General features: G+C 58.6%; 18 protein-coding genes and 1 pseudogene. 12 read left to right on the top strand and 7 right to left on the bottom strand.

Translation table 11 applies throughout. From position 1 onward, the window contains the following. The first annotated feature begins 142 nt into the window (after nt 1-142). A complete protein-coding gene (locus tag CPH17_RS12310; protein WP_074398181.1) occupies nt 143-1357 on the top strand; it encodes an MFS transporter in 1215 nt (404 codons plus the stop codon). Here CPH17_RS12310 and CPH17_RS12305 read toward each other — a convergent pair. After that, nucleotides 1354-2049 carry an extensin-like domain-containing protein gene (locus CPH17_RS12305; RefSeq protein ID WP_074398182.1) on the bottom strand — a complete coding sequence of 232 codons (696 nt, stop codon included), beginning with the start codon at nt 2047-2049 and terminating at the stop codon, nt 1354-1356. The genes CPH17_RS12310 and CPH17_RS12305 overlap by 4 nt on opposite strands. Nucleotides 2050-2164: 115 nt before the next feature. Between CPH17_RS12305 and gmk the strand changes: the two genes are divergently transcribed. The 4 genes from gmk (at nt 2165) to CPH17_RS12285 (ending at nt 5795) form a co-directional block, all read left to right on the top strand. After that, entirely contained in the window at nt 2165-2797 is a 633-nt protein-coding gene (gene gmk, locus CPH17_RS12300; protein WP_074398184.1) for a guanylate kinase, read from the top strand. Between the two features lie 90 nt (nt 2798-2887). Beyond that, nucleotides 2888-3148 (top strand): DNA-directed RNA polymerase subunit omega, encoded by a 261-nt coding sequence (gene rpoZ / locus CPH17_RS12295; protein WP_074398186.1) that lies wholly within the window; start codon nt 2888-2890, stop codon nt 3146-3148. Nucleotides 3149-3175: 27 nt separating this feature from the next. Continuing rightward, nucleotides 3176-5305, top strand: coding sequence for a RelA/SpoT family protein (locus tag CPH17_RS12290; RefSeq protein WP_074398187.1), 2130 nt, complete (start codon nt 3176-3178; stop codon nt 5303-5305). A gap of 100 nt (nt 5306-5405) precedes the next feature. Beyond that, entirely contained in the window at nt 5406-5795 is a 390-nt protein-coding gene (locus CPH17_RS12285) for a RidA family protein (RefSeq protein ID WP_096299694.1), read from the top strand. A 72-nt stretch (nt 5796-5867) separates the two neighbouring features. Here CPH17_RS12285 and CPH17_RS12280 read toward each other — a convergent pair whose 3' ends face one another. Next, nucleotides 5868-6749: an SDR family oxidoreductase gene (locus CPH17_RS12280; RefSeq protein ID WP_074398191.1), complete on the bottom strand. Its 882-nt coding sequence runs from the start codon at nt 6747-6749 to the stop codon at nt 5868-5870. Nucleotides 6750-6930: 181 nt separating this feature from the next. Here CPH17_RS12280 and CPH17_RS12275 point away from each other — a divergent pair, with 181 nt between their 5' ends. After that, nucleotides 6931-7860, top strand: coding sequence for a hydrogen peroxide-inducible genes activator (locus tag CPH17_RS12275; RefSeq protein ID WP_074398192.1), 930 nt, complete (start codon nt 6931-6933; stop codon nt 7858-7860). After that, nucleotides 7857-9935: an ATP-dependent DNA helicase RecG gene (recG, locus tag CPH17_RS12270; protein WP_074398194.1), complete on the top strand. Its 2079-nt coding sequence runs from the start codon at nt 7857-7859 to the stop codon at nt 9933-9935. Before CPH17_RS12275 ends, recG begins: the two co-directional genes overlap by 4 nt. Nucleotides 9936-9947: 12 nt before the next feature. On the opposite strand, the gene yccS is transcribed toward recG, so the two are convergent. Further along, nucleotides 9948-12137 (bottom strand): YccS family putative transporter, encoded by a 2190-nt coding sequence (gene yccS / locus CPH17_RS12265; RefSeq protein ID WP_074398195.1) that lies wholly within the window; start codon nt 12135-12137, stop codon nt 9948-9950. A gap of 171 nt (nt 12138-12308) precedes the next feature. Between yccS and CPH17_RS12260 the strand changes: the two genes are divergently transcribed. The 5 genes from CPH17_RS12260 to CPH17_RS12240 all read left to right on the top strand — a co-directional run bounded on the left by CPH17_RS12260 (nt 12309) and on the right by CPH17_RS12240 (nt 17345). Next, nucleotides 12309-13127 carry a DUF3100 domain-containing protein gene (locus CPH17_RS12260; protein WP_096299691.1) on the top strand — a complete coding sequence of 273 codons (819 nt, stop codon included), beginning with the start codon at nt 12309-12311 and terminating at the stop codon, nt 13125-13127. Next, nucleotides 13114-13608, top strand: coding sequence for a hypothetical protein (locus tag CPH17_RS12255; protein WP_082934300.1), 495 nt, complete (start codon nt 13114-13116; stop codon nt 13606-13608). Before CPH17_RS12260 ends, CPH17_RS12255 begins: the two co-directional genes overlap by 14 nt. A gap of 10 nt (nt 13609-13618) precedes the next feature. Then, nucleotides 13619-14776 carry a M20 aminoacylase family protein gene (locus CPH17_RS12250; protein ID WP_074398199.1) on the top strand — a complete coding sequence of 386 codons (1158 nt, stop codon included), beginning with the start codon at nt 13619-13621 and terminating at the stop codon, nt 14774-14776. A gap of 131 nt (nt 14777-14907) precedes the next feature. Then, the gene (locus tag CPH17_RS12245; protein WP_074398204.1) at nt 14908-15798 is read left to right on the top strand and encodes an NAD(P)-dependent oxidoreductase; all 891 of its coding nucleotides are present in this window, start codon (nt 14908-14910) and stop codon (nt 15796-15798) included. Beyond that, a complete protein-coding gene (locus tag CPH17_RS12240; protein WP_096299689.1) occupies nt 15795-17345 on the top strand; it encodes an aldehyde dehydrogenase family protein in 1551 nt (516 codons plus the stop codon). Before CPH17_RS12245 ends, CPH17_RS12240 begins: the two co-directional genes overlap by 4 nt. Here the strand turns inward: CPH17_RS12240 and CPH17_RS12235 are convergent. The 4 genes and pseudogenes from CPH17_RS12235 to CPH17_RS12220 all read right to left on the bottom strand — a co-directional run bounded on the left by CPH17_RS12235 (nt 17324) and on the right by CPH17_RS12220 (nt 20210). After that, a pseudogene (locus tag CPH17_RS12235) lies at nt 17324-18268 on the bottom strand (LysR family transcriptional regulator). The gene CPH17_RS12240 and the pseudogene CPH17_RS12235 sit on opposite strands and share 22 nt — an antisense overlap. Nucleotides 18269-18304: 36 nt before the next feature. Continuing rightward, nucleotides 18305-18661, bottom strand: coding sequence for a hypothetical protein (locus tag CPH17_RS12230; protein WP_074398210.1), 357 nt, complete (start codon nt 18659-18661; stop codon nt 18305-18307). Then, on the bottom strand, nt 18661-18933 hold the full coding sequence (locus tag CPH17_RS12225; RefSeq protein WP_066316486.1) for an HU family DNA-binding protein: 273 nt from the start codon (nt 18931-18933) through the stop codon (nt 18661-18663). Before CPH17_RS12225 ends, CPH17_RS12230 begins: the two co-directional genes overlap by 1 nt. A gap of 107 nt (nt 18934-19040) precedes the next feature. Next, nucleotides 19041-20210 (bottom strand): NAD(P)/FAD-dependent oxidoreductase, encoded by a 1170-nt coding sequence (locus tag CPH17_RS12220; protein ID WP_096299687.1) that lies wholly within the window; start codon nt 20208-20210, stop codon nt 19041-19043. Nucleotides 20211-20310 lie beyond the last annotated feature (100 nt).

The following is a 20310-nucleotide window of genomic DNA, read 5'->3' as shown; positions in this document are numbered from 1 at the left end:
CCACCGTTTCCTATTCAGCCCATCGTAACGATTGAGTTCGCCCGCTAACTTTTTAAGCACAGGCGGGTTTCTACTTTCGTCTAATCCTGCGATCATTTGCGCCATCGTGATACCAACCGGGCGGTATCCCAAGGAGTTAAGCATGCAGGATTCGACAGCACCGTCGTCTCAAGGGCTGGCGCGTAACCCACGGCTGGCCGAATTTGTGTTGGCGCTGGGTGGCTTCGGTATCGGTACCAGCGAGTTTGTGATTATGGGCCTGATGAACCGCGTGGCGGGGGATTTGGCCGTCACCGTGCCTCAGGTGGGCTATGCAATTAGCAGCTACGCCCTGGGCGTCGTGGTCGGTGCGCCGCTGATTTCAGCGCTGGCGGCGCGGGTGCCCAAGCGCGCGCTGTTGATTGCGCTGATGCTGGTATTTGCGCTGGGCAATATTGCCAGTGCGATGGCGCCGGGCTTCTGGTCGTTTGTGGGTTTGCGTTTTATTGCCGGGCTGCCCCACGGGGCTTATTTTGGCGTGGCGGCGCTTGTGGCTGCTGGGGCGGTGCCGATTGACCAGCGGGCGCGGGCGATTGCCCGGGTGATGATGGGCCTGACGGTGGCGATTTTGCTCGGCGCGCCGCTGGGCACCTGGGCGGGAAACCTGTTTGGCTGGCAGGTGGCTTTTTCCGCAGTGGGCGGGATTGCACTGCTCACCGCATTGTTGATTCGCCTGTGGGTGCCGGTGCAGCCGTTCGATGCAAAGGCAAGCCCGCTTCGCGAACTCTCGGCGTTGGTCAAACAGCGCGTGCTGGTGACGGTGGCCATCGCCTGTATCGGCTGCGGTGGCATGTTCGCGATCTTTAGCTACGTAATGCCGACGCTGACCCAGCAGGCGGGGATGAGTGAGGCACTGGGGCCGCTGGTGCTGGTGATCTTCGGCCTGGGCTCGATCGCCGGTAACCTGATAGGCGGCCGCGCGGCGGACAAGAATTTGATGCGGGCGATTCCCGCCACCCTGGTGTGGTGCGCGGTGATTCAGGGGCTATTTTATTTTGCTGCCAATAACGTCTGGACCGGCCTGTTGTTTGTTGGCTTGGTGGGTACCAGCATGGCACTTGCCCCCGCGCTGCAAACCCGCTTGATGGATGTTGCAGAAGATGCCCAAACTATGGCCGCCTCGCTCAATCACGCGGCGTTCAACGGCGCCAATGCGTTAGGCGCGTGGCTTGCAGGGCTCGTCATTAGCGCGGGCTTTAGCTGGTCGAGTACTGGTTTGGTGGGCACCGGCTTGGCGCTGTGTGGACTCGTACTGTTTGCTTTCGGGCGCTGGTTAGAGACGCGTTACCCGCCGACCCGAGTGGCTGCCGCACATTAACGGCAGAGGCGGAAGCCGCGCATACCGAAGTGAAAATGGTCGGCATGCGCGGCGTTGTAGTCGGGGCTTAGCGTATTGCCAAAAAAATCACAGGCATCGTCGCGGATGTCACGTAGGAAGTCCCCCGTTGGCCCCTCGTCTCCCCAGTCTTCAAGCAGGGTGATACGCTCGCCGTTTGCCAACCGAAAGCCAATCACGTCCAGCGCTTCGGCGGTGGCATGCTCGCTGCGTCGCCCGCTCTCGCGGCCATACACATTGCGGCAGGCAAAACTGCCAACGTGATCCACCTGGCGCACTTGGGTGCCGAGAATGTTTTCGGCGCTGGGCTGCAGCGCATGGCGCTCGAACATCACCCAGGCCAACGCCAGGGGGCAACTGGCCACAAACGACTGATTAAACGCCACGCCGCTGCTTTGCAGGCGCACCACATTTTCAAGTGGGCAATTCTCGACGGGGATGTAGTCTGCCAGAGGGGAATAGCGCACCGCCTCATCTGGCACGCTATCCAGCGCTGCCAGGCAGCCGTCACGGTCATTTTCCAGGCGACGAAGTTTTAGTGAGGTGACCGGGGTGATCGGGTCGTCGACATACAGCGGCGCCCACGGTGCCCAGTGGCGTGGGATCTCGATCAGGTCTTTGTGTAGGGCCACGCCTAACGCTATCAGCGCCAGTATCAGCAATGTGCTTCGCATCGTGACCTCCCTGTTCCGCGAAACGCTACAGTCGTCGCGACGTGTGTGCGATACTGCGGCCCTTTCCTACACGCTCTGATCGCACGAGTTTACTTCGCCAACAAGGGAAGCGCGTATGTCCCAAGGTACACTGTTTATCGTTTCTGCCCCATCGGGGGCGGGTAAAACCAGCCTGGTACGCGAGCTGATCGATAGCCTCGATGGTATTCAGGTGTCGGTATCGCACACCACGCGTGCCAGGCGCGAAGGCGAGGTCGATGGCGTCAATTACCACTTCACCGATGCGGCTACCTTTGAGGCGATGATTGAGTGCGGCGAGTTTTTTGAGTATGCCAAGGTTTTCGATAATTACTACGGCACGTCGCGCCAGGCGGCACAAACGATACTCGATGCCGGCCAGGATGTGATCCTTGAGATTGATTGGCAGGGCGCGCGCCAAGTGCGTGAACAAATGCCCGAGGCGGTATCGATTTTCATCCTGCCGCCGTCGCGCAGTGAGCTTGAACGTCGCCTTGCTAGCCGTGGCACCGACGAGCATGCCATCATTGCGCGGCGCATGCGTGATGCGATCAGCGAAATGTCACACTATGACGAATACGACTACCTGGTGGTCAACGATGACTTCACCACCGCCCTTCAGGAATTGCAGTCGCTAGTCATTAGCCGTCGCTTAGCGCGTCCGTTAATGAGCGAACGCCACGCGCCCTTACTGGCAACGCTCTTGTCACAGGCGCCCGGCGTCGAGTAATCTACACGGTTCTACTACCCTCTTTAGCTGGATCGGCCCGTTTGACCCCTTACGGAGACGATCCAGCGTCGTTATTACAGGAAGGCACCCATGGCTCGCGTCACCGTTGAAGACTGTCTTGATCATGTCGAAAATCGTTTCAAACTCGTAATGATCTCCACCCAGCGTGCCCGTCAGCTGGCGCGGGGCACCCGCGATTCCCAGCTTGCTTGGGAAAATGACAAACCCACTGTTTTGGCGCTGCGCGAAATTGCTGCGGGTTTAGTTGATCACACGGTACTGGACGAACCAGTTGAAGCGCCTGTTCGCGCTCGTCCAGCGATGGCTCCCAGCGCACAAATCGACGACTAGGTTCACGACCGATTAGAGGCGCGGTGAATGTTTACCATTGACGACCTGGCCGACCGACTCGGCGGCTACTTACCTCCCGACGAGATCCAACAGGTCAAACGCGCCTTTTATTACGCCGAACAGGCCCACGACGGCCAGCGGCGTCGCTCCGGCGAGCCTTACGTTACCCATCCGCTGGCGGTGGCCAATATTCTGGCGAACATGCACATGGACCATCAAAGCCTGATGGCCGCCATGCTGCACGATGTGATTGAAGACACTGGCGTGTCCAAAAAAGCGCTGGGTGCACAGTTCGGTGAGCCGGTCGCCGAATTGGTAGACGGGGTCTCCAAACTGACCCAGATCACCTTTGAAGATAAAGCCGTCGCCCAGGCAGAAAACTTCCAAAAGATGGTGTTGGCGATGTCGCGGGATATCCGCGTGATAATCGTCAAGCTGGCCGACCGTCTGCATAACATGCGCACCTTGGGAGCGCTGCGCCCCGATAAAAAGCGCCGCATCGCCCGCGAGACACTTGAAATCTACGCCCGCATCGCCGGTCGGCTAGGTATTAACACCATTCGCGTTGAGCTTGAAGACCTTTCCTTTCAGGCGATTCACCCGATGCGCTCGGAACGCATCAAGCGTGCCGTTTCTAATGCCCGGGGGCACCGGCGTAGCGCGATGCGTGAAGTCCAGGCCACGCTACAAAAAAGCGTTGATGACGAAGCGCTGAGCGGCACGGTGGTCGGCCGTCAAAAGCATCTGTTGTCGATTTACCGCAAGATGCGTGACCAGCGTAAGCCGTTTGTCGAAATCATGGATGTGTTCGGTTTTCGGATCATCACCGAAGATGTCGCCAGCTGCTATCGTATTTTGGGCGTTGTGCATAACCTGTATAAGCCGGTGCCAGGGCGCTTTAAAGATTACATCGCCATTCCCAAGGCCAACGGCTACCAGAGCCTGCACACCACATTGTTTGGTGCCCGGGGCATGCCCATTGAGGTGCAGATTCGCACCCGGGAAATGGAAGCCATGGCCAACAACGGCATTGCCGCGCACTGGCTGTATAAAGCCGGGCAAACCTCGCACCCGATAGCCGAGGGTAGCCATGCACGGGCGCGCGCCTGGGTGAAAGGGCTACTCGAGATGCAGCGTCACGCGGGCGATTCCCTCGAGTTTATCGAGCACGTCAAAAACGACCTGTTTCCCGACGATATCTACGTATTCACTCCCAAAGGCGACATCATGGAGTTGCCCCAGGGGGCGACGGTTATCGATTTTGCCTACACGGTGCATACCGATATCGGCAATAACTGCATTGCCTGCCGGATAGATCGGCATCTGGCGCCGCTTTCCACGCGTCTGGAAAGCGGCCAGACGCTGGAGATCATCACCGCGCCAGGGGCACGCCCCAACTTGTCTTGGCTGAACTTCGTGACCACCGCCAAGGCACGCTCGGCAATTCGCCATGCGCTCAAGCACCAGCAGCAAACCGAAGCGGTGATGCTCGGCCGGCGACTGCTAAACAAAGCGTTGGCACCGTTCAATACCAGCCTGGAAGAGCTGGATCCAACGGTTTTAACCCGCGCATTTGACCAACTCGATGTAGCCTCCGAAGAGGCGCTTTTGGAATCATTAGGATTAGGCAACCGTGTTGCCCATGTGGTCGCGCGACGTTTGGTGGACGTGTCAGACGGTCATCCAAGCGAACTGGTCAACGAGGGCACCAGCCATAAAGCGGTGATGATAAGCGGCGGCGAAGGCATGGTGATTAACTATGCCCGCTGTTGTCATCCGCTGCCTGGGGATACTGTTGTTGGACACTTGTCTATGGGCAAAGGCTTGGTGGTCCACCGGGCAGAATGTAAAAATCTGGCCGATAGAGACGACCCGGATAAAGTCTTTGCGCTGGAATGGTCAGAGCATATCGACGAAGACTTTCCAGTGGCCCTACGTATTGAAATTGAAAGCCGCCGGGGGTTGGTCGCCGAGCTTGCCGGGCTGGTCACTGATGCCGATGCCAACATTGAGCGCATTAGCATCGAAGAGCGCGACGCCCGCCTAGCCACGGTGAATCTCACGCTTTCGGTGAAGGGCCGTGTTCACCTCGCCCGCATCATGAAACGTATTCGTAATCTGCCCAACGTCGGCAAAATAACCCGCATGGCAAATTAAGCGCCCGCTGTGGCTGCTCGCTGGCCCAAGGCTGGCTAGCGTAAGCTATGGCAGGGGCCATCAACATGAACATTTAACGCATCAAGGAGCATGACATCCAATGAGCAACAAAGCTGTTATCAACACTGAAAAAGCTCCCGCCGCTATCGGCCCTTACTCTCAGGCGATTAAGGCAGGCAATACCGTGTATCTGTCGGGCCAGATTCCCCTCGACCCGGCCACCATGGAGATCGTCTCCGACGATTTCGAAATGCAGGCACGTCAAGTGTTTACCAATTTACAGGCGGTATGTGAAGAAGCCGCCGGCACGCTGGGCGATGTCGTCAAGCTGAACCTCTACCTGGTCGATTTAGATAATTTCGCGATTGTGAACAAGGTAATGGAAGAGTTCTTTTCAATGCCGTTTCCAGCTCGCGCCGCGGTGGGCGTTAAAGCCTTGCCGAAAGGTAGTCAGGTAGAAGCCGAAGCCGTCATGGTGATTGGCGATTAAGACTTGATAATACTTACCATCAGCGAGCCGAGTGCTCGCTGATGGAAGTGCGCTGAATGCGTGGGTGGGGGGTTATACTTTTTGCACGCGCCAAAAACCGCCTTCTTTCAACACCTGAGCGTAGCCTTCACGGAAGGTTGGGTAGCGGAATTGATAGCCGGTGTCGAGGATCCGCCGATTGTCGCAGCGCTTGCTGGTACGCCGACGCAATGGTGACTGCATGGTATCGGTGGACTCTACCTTAAGCTGCTTGGCGATCCAGGCCATCACGTTATGCATTGTGACCGGCTCGCAATCGCTGCCCAGGTAAAGATCAGCCAAAGGCTGGCCTTTTTCCTGGCAGTGGATCAGATGGGCCAAAATGCCGGTACAGTCGTCGCGATGAATGCGGTTGGAATAGATCACCGGCGTCACCGAGGATAATCGGCCTTCGGCAACCTGATGAATGAGTCGGTCACGGCCGGGGCCGTAAATGCCCGAAAAACGCACCACGGTGCCGGGCAGCGGGTGATTGATCAGCGCTTGCTCGGCTTGGCACATCAGCGTGCCGGAGAAGCTGGTTGGCTCGGTAGGGCTTTCTTCGTTGACGACCTCGCCTTCCTGCTGGCCGTAGACGCTGGTGGAAGAGACAAAAAACACGCGGCGCGGCGGGGTGGCGTGTTGCTCCAAAACGCTCAGCACCCGCTTCAAGCCTTCGGGGTAGGCACTTTGGTAGGCGCTTTCTTCAAAGTGGTCCGCGCTCACCGTGTAAACGACGTAATCCACCTCGGGAAGCGCGCTGGCGTCGGCATCCTCAAGCGTATTCAAGTCCAGGGCTAAGGGCTCGATGCCGGTATCTTGCAATGCGTTGACTTGGCGGCGAACGCCAATCACGCGATGTCCTTCGCTGAGCAGTTCGCGGCCTAGCGTGATGCCAATATCGCCACAGCCAATAATCAGTACCGTTAGCGTCACCTTGCTCACTCCTATTGATAAATAATCCCTATTAGATACAAAGTCCCTGATCTACAATTCCTTAAGAGAAAGCAATAGTAGAGACGACATCGTCAGCAGGGCTTGCCTGTCCTTTTCCTTCCCGCTAATTGTCACGATCGTTAGTCACAAGCTGCTACGAGAGGATGCCACCGGCACCACTATGACTTTAACAGAACTTCGCTACATCGTAACCCTTGCCCAAGAACGCCACTTTGGCCGCGCTGCTGAACGCTGCCATGTTTCCCAGCCAACGCTGTCGGTGGCCGTCAAAAAGCTAGAAGATGAGCTAGAAACGCCATTGTTTGAGCGTTCCAAGGCGACGGTCCAAGTGACCCCGCTGGGTGAAAAGATCATCGCTCAGGCGCAGCGCGTACTTGAGCAGAGTAGCCTGATCTTTGACATGGCCAGTGCCGGTAAGGATCAGCTCGCTAATCCGCTACGCATCGGGGCCATTTACACCATCGGGCCCTATCTGTTTCCGCACTTGGTTCCCCAACTGGCCAAGGCCGCACCGCAGATGCCCTTGTACATTGAAGAAGGGCTGACCGGCGCGCTGCGTACCAAGCTGCGCAACGGCGAACTGGATGTGATTATCGTGGCGTTGCCGTTTACCGAAACCGACGTGGTGACCAAGCCGATTTACGATGAAACCTTTGAAGTGCTGATGCCCGCCAAGCATCGTTGGGAAGCGCGGGAAGCGATCCATAAAGAAGAGCTATTAGAAGAACGTCTATTACTGTTGGGCGAGGGCCATTGCTTCCGCGATCAGCTATTGGAAGCCTGCCCGGCGATTACCCAAAAACTCAACAACCCCAACAACACGTTAATCGCCGAAGGAGGGTCGCTAGAAACCATCCGACATATGGTGGCCTCCAAGCTGGGCATCACCGTGCTGCCACAGTCAGCGCTGGGCATGGATCAATATGAAAACGCCATGCTGATCAGCCGCCCCTTTGTCGGCCCCGCGCCCTCGCGGACGGTGGCGATTGCCTGGCGGGCCAGCTTTCCCCGTCCCAAAGCCATTGATGCGCTGGTGAATGCGATCAGCCAGTGCCGTCAGCCGGCCAAGGCGGCGACGGCAGGGTCATGACGGCGCTTTCGGAACCAGTCACGGCGCTTAAAGGCGTTGGCGAAGCGCTAGCCTTGAAGCTGGCCAGATTAGGCATTGAGCAGGTTAGCGACCTGCTGTTTCATTTACCGCTGCGTTATCAAGACCGCACCCGACTAACACCTATCGGTGAGCTGCGCGCTGGCAGCGAGGCGGTGATTGAAGGCGACGTCACCGCCTGCGACGTGGTGAAGGGGCGTCGGCGCAGCTTGCTGGTGCGGCTGCGCGATAACAGCGGCATTTTAAGCCTGCGTTTTTTCCACTTCTCGCCCGCCCAGCAGCAACAGCTGCGCCCGGGAGCCACCGTGCGTGCATTTGGCGAAGCGCGCGCCGGGGCCACGGGGCTGGAGATTTATCACCCTGAGTACCGGCTAAGCGGCGGCAGCGAAACCCCGGTTGATGAGTACTTTACGCCGATTTACCCGACCACCGAGGGGTTGCATCAAACGCGGTTGCGCGCGTTGACCCAACAGGCGCTGGGTCTATTGGACGCACAACCCGAGGCGCTGCCTGACGTTATTCCTGACGCCCTGCGCCAGCGCTTCAAGCTACCTGGGCTTCACGCCAGCCTGAAACTTCTCCACCAGCCGCCGCCAGAGGCCGACCTGGAACAGCTCACCCACGGCCACCATCCGGCGACGCGGCGTTTGGCGCTGGAAGAACTGTTGGCCCACCAGCTAAGCCTGCGCGAGGTGCGGTTACGCATTCAGGCGGATGGCGCCCCCGAACTGCCCAGCGGGAGAAACCTTCAGGCGCGCTTTTTAGCCCAGTTGCCCTTTGCCTTGACCAGCGCCCAAGGGCGGGTGCTTGAAGAGATTGCGTTGGACCTGGCCCGTCCTGCCCCGATGTTGCGGCTGGTTCAGGGCGATGTGGGGTCAGGGAAGACCGTGGTTGCTGCCATGGCGGCGCTGTCGGCGCTGGCGGGCAACTGCCAGGCGGCAATCATGGCGCCCACGGAAATCCTCGCCGAGCAGCATTACCGCTCGTTTAAAGCCTGGTTCGAACCGCTGGGCATCGAAGTAGCGTGGCTGTCCGGCAAGCTCAAAGGCAAGGCACGGCTGGATACCAAGGCGGCGATTGCCGATGGACGCGCGCGCATGGTGGTCGGCACCCACGCGCTGTTCCAGGACGATGTCCATTTCCAGTGCCTAGGGCTGGCGATTATCGACGAGCAGCACCGTTTCGGCGTGCATCAGCGCCTGGCGCTGCGTGAAAAAGGCGAAGCAGGCGGGCTTACCCCTCACCAGTTGATCATGACCGCCACGCCGATACCCCGCACGCTGGCCATGAGCGCCTACGCGGATTTGGATGTCTCGGTGATCGACGAGCTGCCCCCAGGGCGCACGCCGGTGAAAACCGTCGTGGTCTCCGACGAGCGTCGCCCCGAAGTGGTGGAACGTATTCGCCGTGCCTGCAGTGAGGGCCGCCAGGCCTACTGGGTGTGCACGCTGATCGAAGAGTCCGAAGCGCTGCAGTGCCAGGCGGCGGAAGTGACCCGCGACGAACTCACCGACGCGCTGCCGGAGCTGGCGATAGGCTTGGTGCACGGGCGCATGAAGTCCGGTGAAAAAGCCGAGGTGATGGCGGCTTTTCAACAAGGCGAGCTGGATTTACTGGTCGCCACCACGGTCATTGAAGTGGGTGTAGACGTACCCAACGCTAGCCTGATGATTATCGAAAATCCCGAGCGGCTAGGGCTTTCTCAGCTTCATCAGTTGCGCGGCCGTGTAGGGCGCGGCAGCACCGAGAGTTTCTGTGTGCTGCTCTACCACCCGCCGCTGTCCAAAACCTCCCGGCAGCGTTTGGCGGTGATGCGCGAGACCACCGACGGCTTTCGCATCGCCGAGAAAGACCTGGAGATCCGCGGCCCCGGCGAGGTGCTCGGCACCCGCCAAACCGGCCTTGCGCAGATGAAAGTTGCCGATCTGGAGCGTGACGGCGACCTGCTGGATCAAGTTACCGCGCTGGCAAAGGCACTGCAGGGCAACAAGGACATCACCACCGTGCTGGTGCGCCGTTGGCTAGGCGAAGCTGCCGGGCGATATGGGCAGGTTTAGCGTCGGTGTGAGTTATGCACTCGGGTCAGGTGTGCTGATCAGTCGGCTAGCCGACTCCCCTAGCGGCGCCAACTGGTGGGCGATAAGGCGTAGCTGGCTTTGGATTGGCCGGTAACGCGTGACGGCGTTTTGCTCCGCTGTAGCCGAGCCTTGCTCATCGAGCTGCGCGATTAACGCCTCGGCCTGGGCTGACAGCGGGGTGATCGGCTGACGATTACGCAACTGCTCGGCAAGCTGGTCGAGCAATTCGCACATGCGCTTGGCGGCTGGCACCAGTGCTGAGTCGTCCTCATCGTCGGCTAGCTGGTGGCGGTGCGCGCCCAGCGCGGAAAGGTGGCTCAATAAGGTGTTGGACAGTACTAAAAAGCGCAGGCCGTTATCGGCATCCTGTTTACGGTAATGCCCCGGCTCGTGCAGCATATTAGTCAGCAGCGTGGACAACGCCGCATCGGCATTGTGGGCGTTGCGGCGGGCCAGGCGATACGCTAAATCGTCCTGCTTGCCCGTTTCGTACTGATGAATGATTTCTTCCAGGTAGCGGCGATGGTTGGTCAGCACGTGCGCGGCCTCGCGGTTAAGCCGCCGCCCTTGCCAATCGGGAAGAATAAAAAACACTGCCAGGCCCGCAATCATCGCGCCAATCAGCGTATCGAATAAGCGTGGCCAGATAAGATCGAAGCCATCACCCACCTGATTAAAACTGCACAGCACCAGCAGGGTGATTGAGGCAGTCGCCAGGACGTAGTGTTTTTCGCGGTTGGCAAAGAACGATACCCCCGCCGCCACGGCGATTATGCTTTGTACCAATGGGTGAGGAAACAGGCTAATCGACGCCCAGCCGACCACCAACCCCAGCACCGTGCCGACAATCCGCTGGGAGAGAAACCGCCGAGTAGTGGCAAAGTTGGGCCGGCAAACAAAAAGCGTGGTCAACAATATCCAGAAGCCCTGATCCGGATTGAGCCAGTGCAGTAAGCCGTACCCGGTAACCAGCGCAGCACTGAGCCGTACGGCATGGCGAAAGGTGGGCGAGCCCAGATGTAAATTAAGCCGCACGCGTTTCCACGCTTCCCACAGACTGGACGGCGAGCGGTCATACAAGGCGCTATCGCGGCGTTCGTCCTTGGCATCCGGGTTATGCGCGCTGGCAATCTGGGCTTCAAGGGTGGTCAGGTTGTCGGCCAAGGCGTTGAGGGGTCGCATGAGCGGCTGCCACTCGGGTTTTCCCCGGTCGCTAAGGTTATCAATTGAGGCGCGCAAATCGGCCAGGGCCTGCTCGCTTTGTTCGTGACCAAACGGGCGATTGAGCAGTAGTGACTTGGCTAACTGACGGCAGGCGCGGCCCTGCTGATCCAGGAGTCGCTGGCAGCGAAAAAGCACGTCATGGTGGAAAAACGCATCGGTTAAGGCGCTATACGGGTAGTGAGTTGAACTTGCCCGCTCGTGGATATCCTGGGCAATAAAATAGATGCGTAGATACCGGTTGAGCTTGCGATTACCCCGTTGGCCCTCCAGTCGGCGAAAAATCATCTCTTTGGCTTGGTTAAGCGCGCCCACCACCTTACCGTTCTGGTGTGCCAGGGCCACACGACGTGCTTCGACATCCACGTCGCGTACTGGCTCAAACAGTGCCGACTTCAAAATCAAAAACTCGCCCAGCGCCTTATACACCCGCGCCATGCTTTGCTTGAGCGGCTGGCGCGAAAAAAGCGCACACCAGATGATCGAAATGACGCCGTACCAGGCAGCTCCCGCCAGCAGTAGAAGTTGGCGGTAGGCGACATCTTCATCCATCCCGCCGTGCTGCTCGATATTGATCATCGAGTAGATCGACAGGATCAGCGTGCCAGAGGCGATGGTGGCGTAGCGTTGGCCAATGGCCCCGAGCATGATCAGGGTAAAGGTAGAAACCGCCAGCCCCAAGGCAAACAGCCACGGCCAGGGAAACAGCCACTGCACGATGAACGACGCCGAAGCAAAGCAGGCAAGCGTCACCAACAGAGCCTGAAAGCGCCCCTCCCAGCTGTCATCGGTTTCCGACAACGCGCTGGCGATAATGCCCAAGAAAAGCGGAATGACCAGCGCGACATCGCCCAGTAGAGCGCTAAGCAGCAGCGCACCACTGAACGCGATAAAAACGCGTAGGCTATAGGCGAATTTATCCAGTGTCCAAAGACGGCGCAGCGGTAATGCTATGGGCATAGAGGCTCTTATGGATGATTGTTAGACTTTAGTATAAGTGTGTAGCCGTTGGATGTCGCTACCTTGGCGCTCAACGTTTGAGTGTTCTAAAAAATAGCGCACTAAAGCCCTATGATTGAAACAGTAACCTTTCGATACTCGGAGTGACTCTAAAAAAACAAGGACACTCCTATGGACCTCAAACTGCTGCTGGATTGGCGTCTGCACCTTACGGTGATCGTGACGTCAATGTTTGCCGAGTGGATCGGCATCGTGCGTATTCCCCTTGGGCCTGGAACGCTGCTGTTACTACCGCTGCTTTACGCCTTTGTGATTGGCGTACTGTTCAACCCCCACCTTTTTTCGGCCATGGGCAAGGTCATTCCCAAGCCGGTCAGCAATGCCGCAGGCCCGATCATTCTAATCGCCATACTGCCCTTTATAGCCAAATTCGGTTCTACCATTGGCCCCGCCATTGAGCAGATCATCGAGGCAGGCCCCGCGCTGATACTCCAGGAGTTGGGTAACCTCGGTACTATGCTGATCGCGCTGCCCTTTGCTGTCTTAGTCCTTAAGATGGGCCGGGAAGCGATTGGGGCTACCTACTCTATCGCCCGTGAACCCAATATTGCCATTATTTCAGATCGTTATGGGCTAAGAAGTCCTGAGGGTATCGGCATTATGGGCGTTTACGTCGTGGGCACCATGTTCGGTACGCTCTACTTTGCTTTAATGGCGGGCTATATCGCCTCACTGGATATTCTCGATATTCGTGCTTTGGCCATGGCCTGTGGGGTGGGCAGTGGCAGTATGGTGGCGGCGTGTTCGGCTGCGTTGGCCGAAGCGGCACCGGCATCCAAGGATGAGCTGCTCGCCTTTGCAGGCGCGAGCAACCTGCTCACTTACGCCACCGGTCTGTATGTGTCGCTGTTTATTGCGCTACCGGTGACCGAGTGGATGTACAAGCGCTTAAAAGGTTCGCGTCAGGAGGTTAGCCATGAAAACTCATGAGAGCACGGTCGATCAGTTTGATGCCGAAGCGCTGAAAGAGCTGCGCCCGGAAAACCAGCTCGGTAAAACGGCTTTGGTACTGGCCGCCGTGTGTATCGCTGCTTGGTTTAGCAATATCGTCAACGGTTCGCCGCTGTTAGACGCGCTGCCCGGCATGCTGATTCTGTATGTGATGGTCATTATCGGTTTGGTGATTGGCCGGTTTTGCCCATTTTACCTACCCAGCGTGGCCTGGGTGTCGCTGGTGAGCATTATCGCGACGCTGCCCTTTTTTCCGGGTAACGGCTGGATAATCGCCCGATTGGCCGAAGTGGACTTTCTTGCGGTGGTCACACCAGTACTGGCCTACGCCGGGCTGGCGCTGACCGGCCGTGAGTTCGCCATGTTCAAGCAAACCGGCTGGAAGCTGGTCATTGTGGCCCTGCTGGTCTTCACCGGCACCTTTATCGGCTCTGCCGTTGTTGCTCACGTGATGCTTTAAGGACAAGACGATGACTGCTTCAGTAAACTTACCGGAGAATGAAGCGCTAATCGCCTGGCGCCACGATTTTCACCAACACCCGGAAACCGCCTTTGAGGAGCACCGCACCAGCGCGCGCATCGCCGCACTGTTGAGCGAGTGGGGCTTTGAGGTGACCTCCAATATTGCCGGTACCGGCGTAGTGGCGGCCTTGGATGGCCGTTTGGGGGAAGGTAAAACCATCGGCCTGCGGGCCGATATCGACGCCCTGGATATTCGCGAAGAGACGGCGCTTGCCTACGCCTCCAAGACGCCTGGCAAGATGCACGCCTGCGGCCATGATGGCCACACCACCATGCTATTGGGCGCCGCCTGGGCGTTAAAGCAGCAGCCGGATTTCAAAGGGCGTGTGGTGTTTATCTTTCAGCCCGCCGAAGAGAACGCCGGCGGTGGGCGGGTGATGGTCGAAGAAGGCCTGTTTGAGCGCTTTCCCATGGACGCCGTGTACGGCCTGCACAACTGGCCGGGCCTGTCCGTGGGCGTTGCCGCAGTGCACGATACCGACGTGATGGCTGCTTTCGACATCTTTAACCTGACGCTGACCGGCAAAGGCTGCCACGCAGCGATGCCACACTTAGGGACTGATACGGTATTGGCGAGCTGCCAACTGATCAGCCAGTTGCAGGGGCTGGTGAGCCGCGAGACGCCCCCGGATAAATCGGCAGTACTCAGTTTCACCAGCATTAACGCGGGGGATACGTTTAACGTGATTCCCGAACAGGTGGCGCTGCGCGGCACGCTGCGCTGTTTTGATATGGCGCTTAAAGAGCACCTGGAGGCACGCTTTAAGCAGGCGATTGCCAGCTTGGCGGAGTTTCACGGCTTAACCGTTGAGCTTGACTACCAGCGCTGCTATCCCGCCACTATCAATACCCCTGAACACGCCCAGCAGTGCGCCTCGGTGCTGGAAAATTTACTGGGCAGTGGCAACGTGATCCGCAACCCGCCGCCGAGTATGGCTTCGGAAGATTTCTCGTTTCTACTTGCCGAGCGCCCAGGTGCCTATATTTGGATGGGCAACGGCGAGGCGTCCGCGTCGCTGCACAACCCGCGCTATGACTTTAACGACGCACTATTGCCGCTAGGCACACGCTACTGGGTGGAGCTGGTAAGCGCACTGCTCGTCTAAATCGTTACCCTTTTCTTAGCTACAAGCGTTATTCGCTCTCTGATGCCCAATGGGTAGGGGAGCGTCTACGCCAAATATCAACACCGAACACGGCGTTTCGTTACCCAAAAAGCGCTGTAGGGAGTTTTAGAATGTCTTTAACCATTACAGTCATCGGGCTGGGGCAGATGGGCGGCAATATGGCGCTCACCCTTAAAGCAGCAGGGTTTGCAGTAACAGGTAGCGATGTATTTGAGCAGGCGCGGTCACGCCTCGCTACCCAAGGGTTACCCGTCGTGGCGCCCGAAGAACTGCCTGCAAGCGATGTGTACCTGCTGTCGCTGCCGACTTCCGCCCATGTGCGCGAGGTGATCGAGCAATCACCGGGCTTACTCACCTTAGCGCCGAAAGACAGTGTGATAGTGGATACATCGACAAGTGATCCTCAGGTTAGTCGCGAACTGGCTGAAAACGTCATCGCAGCGGGCCTTGGGTGGCTGGATGCCCCGGTCAGCGGTGGGCCAAAAGGCGCGGCCAGCGGCAAGCTAGGGATGCTGTTGGGCGGCGATGAAGCCACCATCAAGCGGGTGATGCCGATGCTGGAAGCCATGTCCGCCAAGCGCAACCATGTGGGCGGCCCAGGCAGTGGCCATGTGGTTAAGCTCGCTAATAATTACCTGTGTGCGGCGCACTTGCTGACCACCGCAGAGGCAGTCGCCATGGCAGCCAAGGCGGGCGTTGAACCCGCCGCCTGTTTGGCGGGGCTCAATAGTGGCTCCGGACGCAGCGCGGTTAGCGAAGTGAATTTCCCCGAGTGGGTGCTAAGTGAACGTTTCGACTCAGGCTTTACCACCGGCTTGATGCGTAAAGACCTGCGTCTGGCGCGGGATGCCGCTGAGCAACTGGGTATTCCACTGCCGCTGTTACAAGCCGTGGTCGATGCCTGGCACGGGAACGCTGATCACCCCGCCGATAGCGACGACTTCAACCACATCACCACGCCGATTTTAGCGCGTGCTACTCAAGCGGAGGGCAACCAATGAACGCACTCAGCCAACACGCCAGTGATCATCTTACCGAACTGCTCGAAGGTTTCGGATTAGCCGCTGCCACGCCGCTGAGTAACTGGATAAACGGTGAGTTTGTCGCGGGAGAGGGGGAAGCGATCACCCTAATTAACCCTGCCACCGGCGAAACGCTGGTGAGCTATCGCGATGGGGGTGCTGGGTTGATTGAGCGTGCCGCCCAAGCCGCTGAGCGTGGGCAGCGCGAATGGATGGCGCTAACCGCCAGCGAGCGCGGCCGACGCATGAATACCGCTATACGCGGCCTGGAGGGCCATGAAGAGGCGCTGGCGCAGTTGGAAAGTGTCGTTGCCGGTAAGCCGATTCGCGACTGCCGCGCTGAAGTCGGCAAAGTGCGCGAGATGTTCGAGTACTACGCAGGCTGGTGCGATAAACAGCATGGCGAAGTGATTCCGGTGCCTACCTCGCACCTTAACTATGTGCGCCACGTTCCTTACGGCGTGGTGGGGCAAATTACCCCCTGGAACGCGCCGATGTTCACCTGCGCCTGGCAGCTGGCCCCGGCCATTGCCGCAGGCAACGCCGCCGTATTGAAGCCTTCTGAGTTAACCCCGTTCTCCTCGGTGGTGATCGCCAAGCTGCTGGAAGGCGGCGGGTTGCCGAAGGGGCTGATCAATATCGTCAACGGGCTGGGCAAAACGACCGGTGCAGCGCTAACCGACCATCCCGCTATCAGCAAATTGGTATTCGTGGGTTCTCCCCAGAGTGGCCGCATGATTGCCGAGGCGGGCGCGCGGCGGTTGGTGCCCAGCGTGTTAGAGCTGGGTGGGAAATCGGCCAATATTGTGTTTGCCGACGCCAAGCTGGACGAAGCGGTGACAGGGGCCCAAGCAGCGATTTTTGCCGCCGCTGGCCAGAGCTGTGTGGCAGGGTCGCGCTTATTGATTGAGCGCGGAGTGTTTGAGCAGGTCACCACTCGTTTAGCACGGGCGGCTGAGCAGATTGCGGTGGGCCTGCCCAGCGATGAGGCGACCCGGATGGGGCCGCTGCAGAATCGCCGCCAATTTGAGCAGGTCACCCGCATGATTGATGCGGCGGTAGCCGCTGGCGCAACGTTGTTAACGGGCGGTAAACGACCAGAGGGGTTACCTGACGAGGCTCAGGGCTATTTTATCGCCCCTACCGTACTGGTCGATGTAACGCCGGATATGGAGATTGCCCAGCAAGAGGTGTTCGGCCCGGTGCTGGTGGCCATGGCCTTTGACGATGAAGCCGAGGCTATTCAACTCGCCAATGAGACGCGGTTTGGTTTGGCTGGCGCCGTTTGGAGCCAGGACGTCGCGCGGGCGCATCGCGTCACCGGTCAGTTGCGGGCTGGCACGGTGTGGATCAATAGCTACAAGGCGATCAGCGTGATGTCGCCGTTTGGTGGCTTTGGCGAAAGCGGCTTTGGCCGCTCCAGCGGCTTGGATGGCCTGCGCGAATATACGGTGCCGCAAAGCGTTTGGGTGGAAACCGCAACAGAGGCCAGCGTGGCGTTTGGTTACGGCAGTGGCGTTGGTTGATCGCTTACCGGGCCGGGTTCTCGAAAAGCCTGCATCCAGCGCTGCAAATGGCGCAGCAATAGGATGCACGCCTTGGGCTGTTGGCGACCTACACGGGTGACCATGTGGGCTTGGGAGCGCTGAAAAAGCGGATTATCTACTGGGCGCGCCACTAACGTGCCAAGCTCTAAATCGTGGGCGACGGCAAAGGCGGGTAGCAGGGTAATGCCCATGCCACTGCGCACTTACTGTGCCAGTACCACCATGGAGTTAGTGTTCATTGCCAGATGAGGGGCAATGCGCGCTTGCTGAAAGGCCTGATCGACCATTTGGCGCACCCCGTGGCTGGTATCCCACATCGCCATGGGCTCGGCGCTCAGTTGATCGAGAGAGAGCGGCGCAGGCTGGTTGGCCAAGGCATGCTGCGGTGACAGGATGGCCATTAATGGCTGTGGGCTGGAAGCCCAGAAACGCAGTTGAGGATGGGTTCTTTCGTGGAACATTAAGCCGATATGGCTGTGATCATCGACCACGGCTTCAATAATGCCCGAGGTGCCAGCGATATGAATATCGAGCTGGATACCCGCGTAAAGCTGGGTGAACTCATGTAGCGGGGACGCCACTAAATCACTGACGAACCCTTCACCGACGGTGAGCGATATTCTTCCGGTCTCCAGACGCTGGTAGGATTCAAGAGACGCAATAAAGCCTTCATCAAGGGCACCGCGACGTTCGCAGTACTCAAGCAGCATTTCGCCTACCGGGGTAGGCGAAATGCCGTCGCGCTGACGCTCCATGAGGGTGGCTCCCAAGGCTTCTTCCAGCAGCGCAATTTGCCTGCTAACCGCCGAGGGAGCAATGTCCAAGCGCGCCGCTGCACGGCGCACTGAACCAGACTCCAGGGTAACGCGAAAGTACACTAAGCGCTGATGAGGTATATCCATCGCTAAAGCGCCACCTCCGCTCAGTCTGTCGGGTAACTACAAATACTTAAGCAGTTTCTGCAGCTTGTTCATATCGGCGGAGTCGCCTACCAAGCGTACCTCGCCGTTAATCATGCCATCGAGGAAGGCTTGCTGCGTTGGCTTTTTGAGGATGCGTAACGCCGCATCATCGTTGCGAAAGCGCAGTTCAAGGTCCAAGTCGATCGGCAGGCCTTTACCCGTGGTGATGCTGGTTGGCGTCATCCGGTAATGGCGGGCAGTACCCAAATCCTCTGTGGCAATGCCCCAGTCCAAGCCGCGCATTCGCTCAAGTTGTTCACGAAAGCGCGGCTTGCGGCGCAGGGCACGTTTGAGCAGTAAGCCCAATAGCCACAGCGTCAGTTTGAGCTTCATTAAGAAACAGCGTCCTTAAGCGCTTTGCCCGGCTTGAAGGCGACATTTTTACTGGCAGGAATCTGCAGCGGCGCGCCGGTTTGCGGGTTTTTACCGGTACGGGCGGCACGCTCGCGAACGGTAAAGGTACCAAAGCCAATCAGGGCAACGTCTTCGCCTTTGGACACGCTGTTAGTGATTTCATCGAGAATCACGTTAAGTACTTGGCCCGCTTTGTCTTTGGACAGGTCGGCATTTTCGGCAATGGCGGCTGCAAGTTCAGGTTTACGCATAAGGAAACTCCCTTTGTTTAATGATCGTGCAAGATACACTGTCGTGTTGTTGGTAAGGTCACTGAGGTTGAGCCATCATTTCAGCCAAACCGTCAGCGCCGCGAAACTCAGCCTAGCAGCGTAGGGGCTGCTCTGGAAAGCTCCACTTTCCTTCTCACGCAGCCGCCTGTCAATGCAAAACCAATCAAACGTCCGTCTCTATCTTCCGCGATTGCCGTCATATCACCGCCTTCGCCTTCGATCCGCCAGCGTTCAGGGGGCTGGGTTGGCGGGTAGGCGACCACCGGCAGTAATGGCGTTTTAACGATTACCGGCCAAGCCCCAAAGCGCACTGCCGTGGGTGTACCAGCTAGGGTGGCGGCGAGTGCCTGGGCACTGGCTTGAAGAGGCTGAACGTACATCGCGTTGATGCCGTCAACGCAGGCAACGTCGCCCAGGGCGTGGATATCCGGGTGCGAGGTGCGTAGCTGCCGGTCTACCTGGATACCACTGGCGGAAACCGTGAGCCCCGCCGCCTCGGCCAGTGCAATACGCGGGGCCAAACCGGTGGCCATCAACAACACATCGACAGTGAGCGAGTCCTCGTTATCCAGCGTTAGCGTCACGCCATCGTCATCATTAAGCGCCATCGTCTTGAGCGTTCTGCCCAGCGCAAGGCGGATGCCCGCCTCCAGAAACGCCTCGCCTAGCGCGCGACCTAGCGGAGCAGGCAGCAAGCGGGACAATGGCGTAGCGTCGGGGGCGATAACGCTAACCTCGTGGCCCCCCGCATGCAGGTCATTGGCAAATTCGCAGCCGACCAGCCCTGCGCCGATGACCGCCACGCGGGCAGGCGTAGCCCCCAGCGCGCGGTGAAAACACCGATAGTCGTCAAGATTGTTAACGGTAAAACAGCGCGGTTTGAGCGGGTCAGGAATGGCCATGGGCACGCGTGGCTCGGCACCGGTGGCCAGTACCAGGCGGTCGTAGCCAAGCGCCTGGCCGTCTGCCAGCCGGAGCGAGTGATGCGCGGCGTCCAACTGGCTTACGGTGGTCTGGGTGAGCACACGGGCATCCAGCGAGTCGGCGAGCTCGTTGGCGTTGCGTTGGGCGAGGCGTTCCGGTGGCAGGCGCTTGGCAAAGGCGGTCGATAGCAGGGGTTTGCTGTAGTCATCGCCGCTATCGGCACTGATCAGGCAGATCGAACGCGTATCGCTCTGTCGGCGTAGCGCACGGGCAAGACCAACGCCCGCCATACCCGTGCCGACAATAATCAGCTCAGCGTGTGATGAGGGCATCCAATTATCCAAAGGTCAGTGGGACAAAAGCCTATATATGGCCTCATGTTACACTAATGCACCGTTTAATTGCCTGGGAGGCTATGGTGCCGCGTCACTT

Origin of the sequence: Halomonas sp. hl-4 (genome assembly GCF_900215475.1) — a bacterium.
Taxonomy (GTDB): Bacteria; Pseudomonadota; Gammaproteobacteria; order Pseudomonadales; family Halomonadaceae; genus Vreelandella.
The sequence above is the reverse complement of the archived record's forward strand: the minus strand, read 5'-3'. Positions and strand labels throughout refer to the sequence as shown.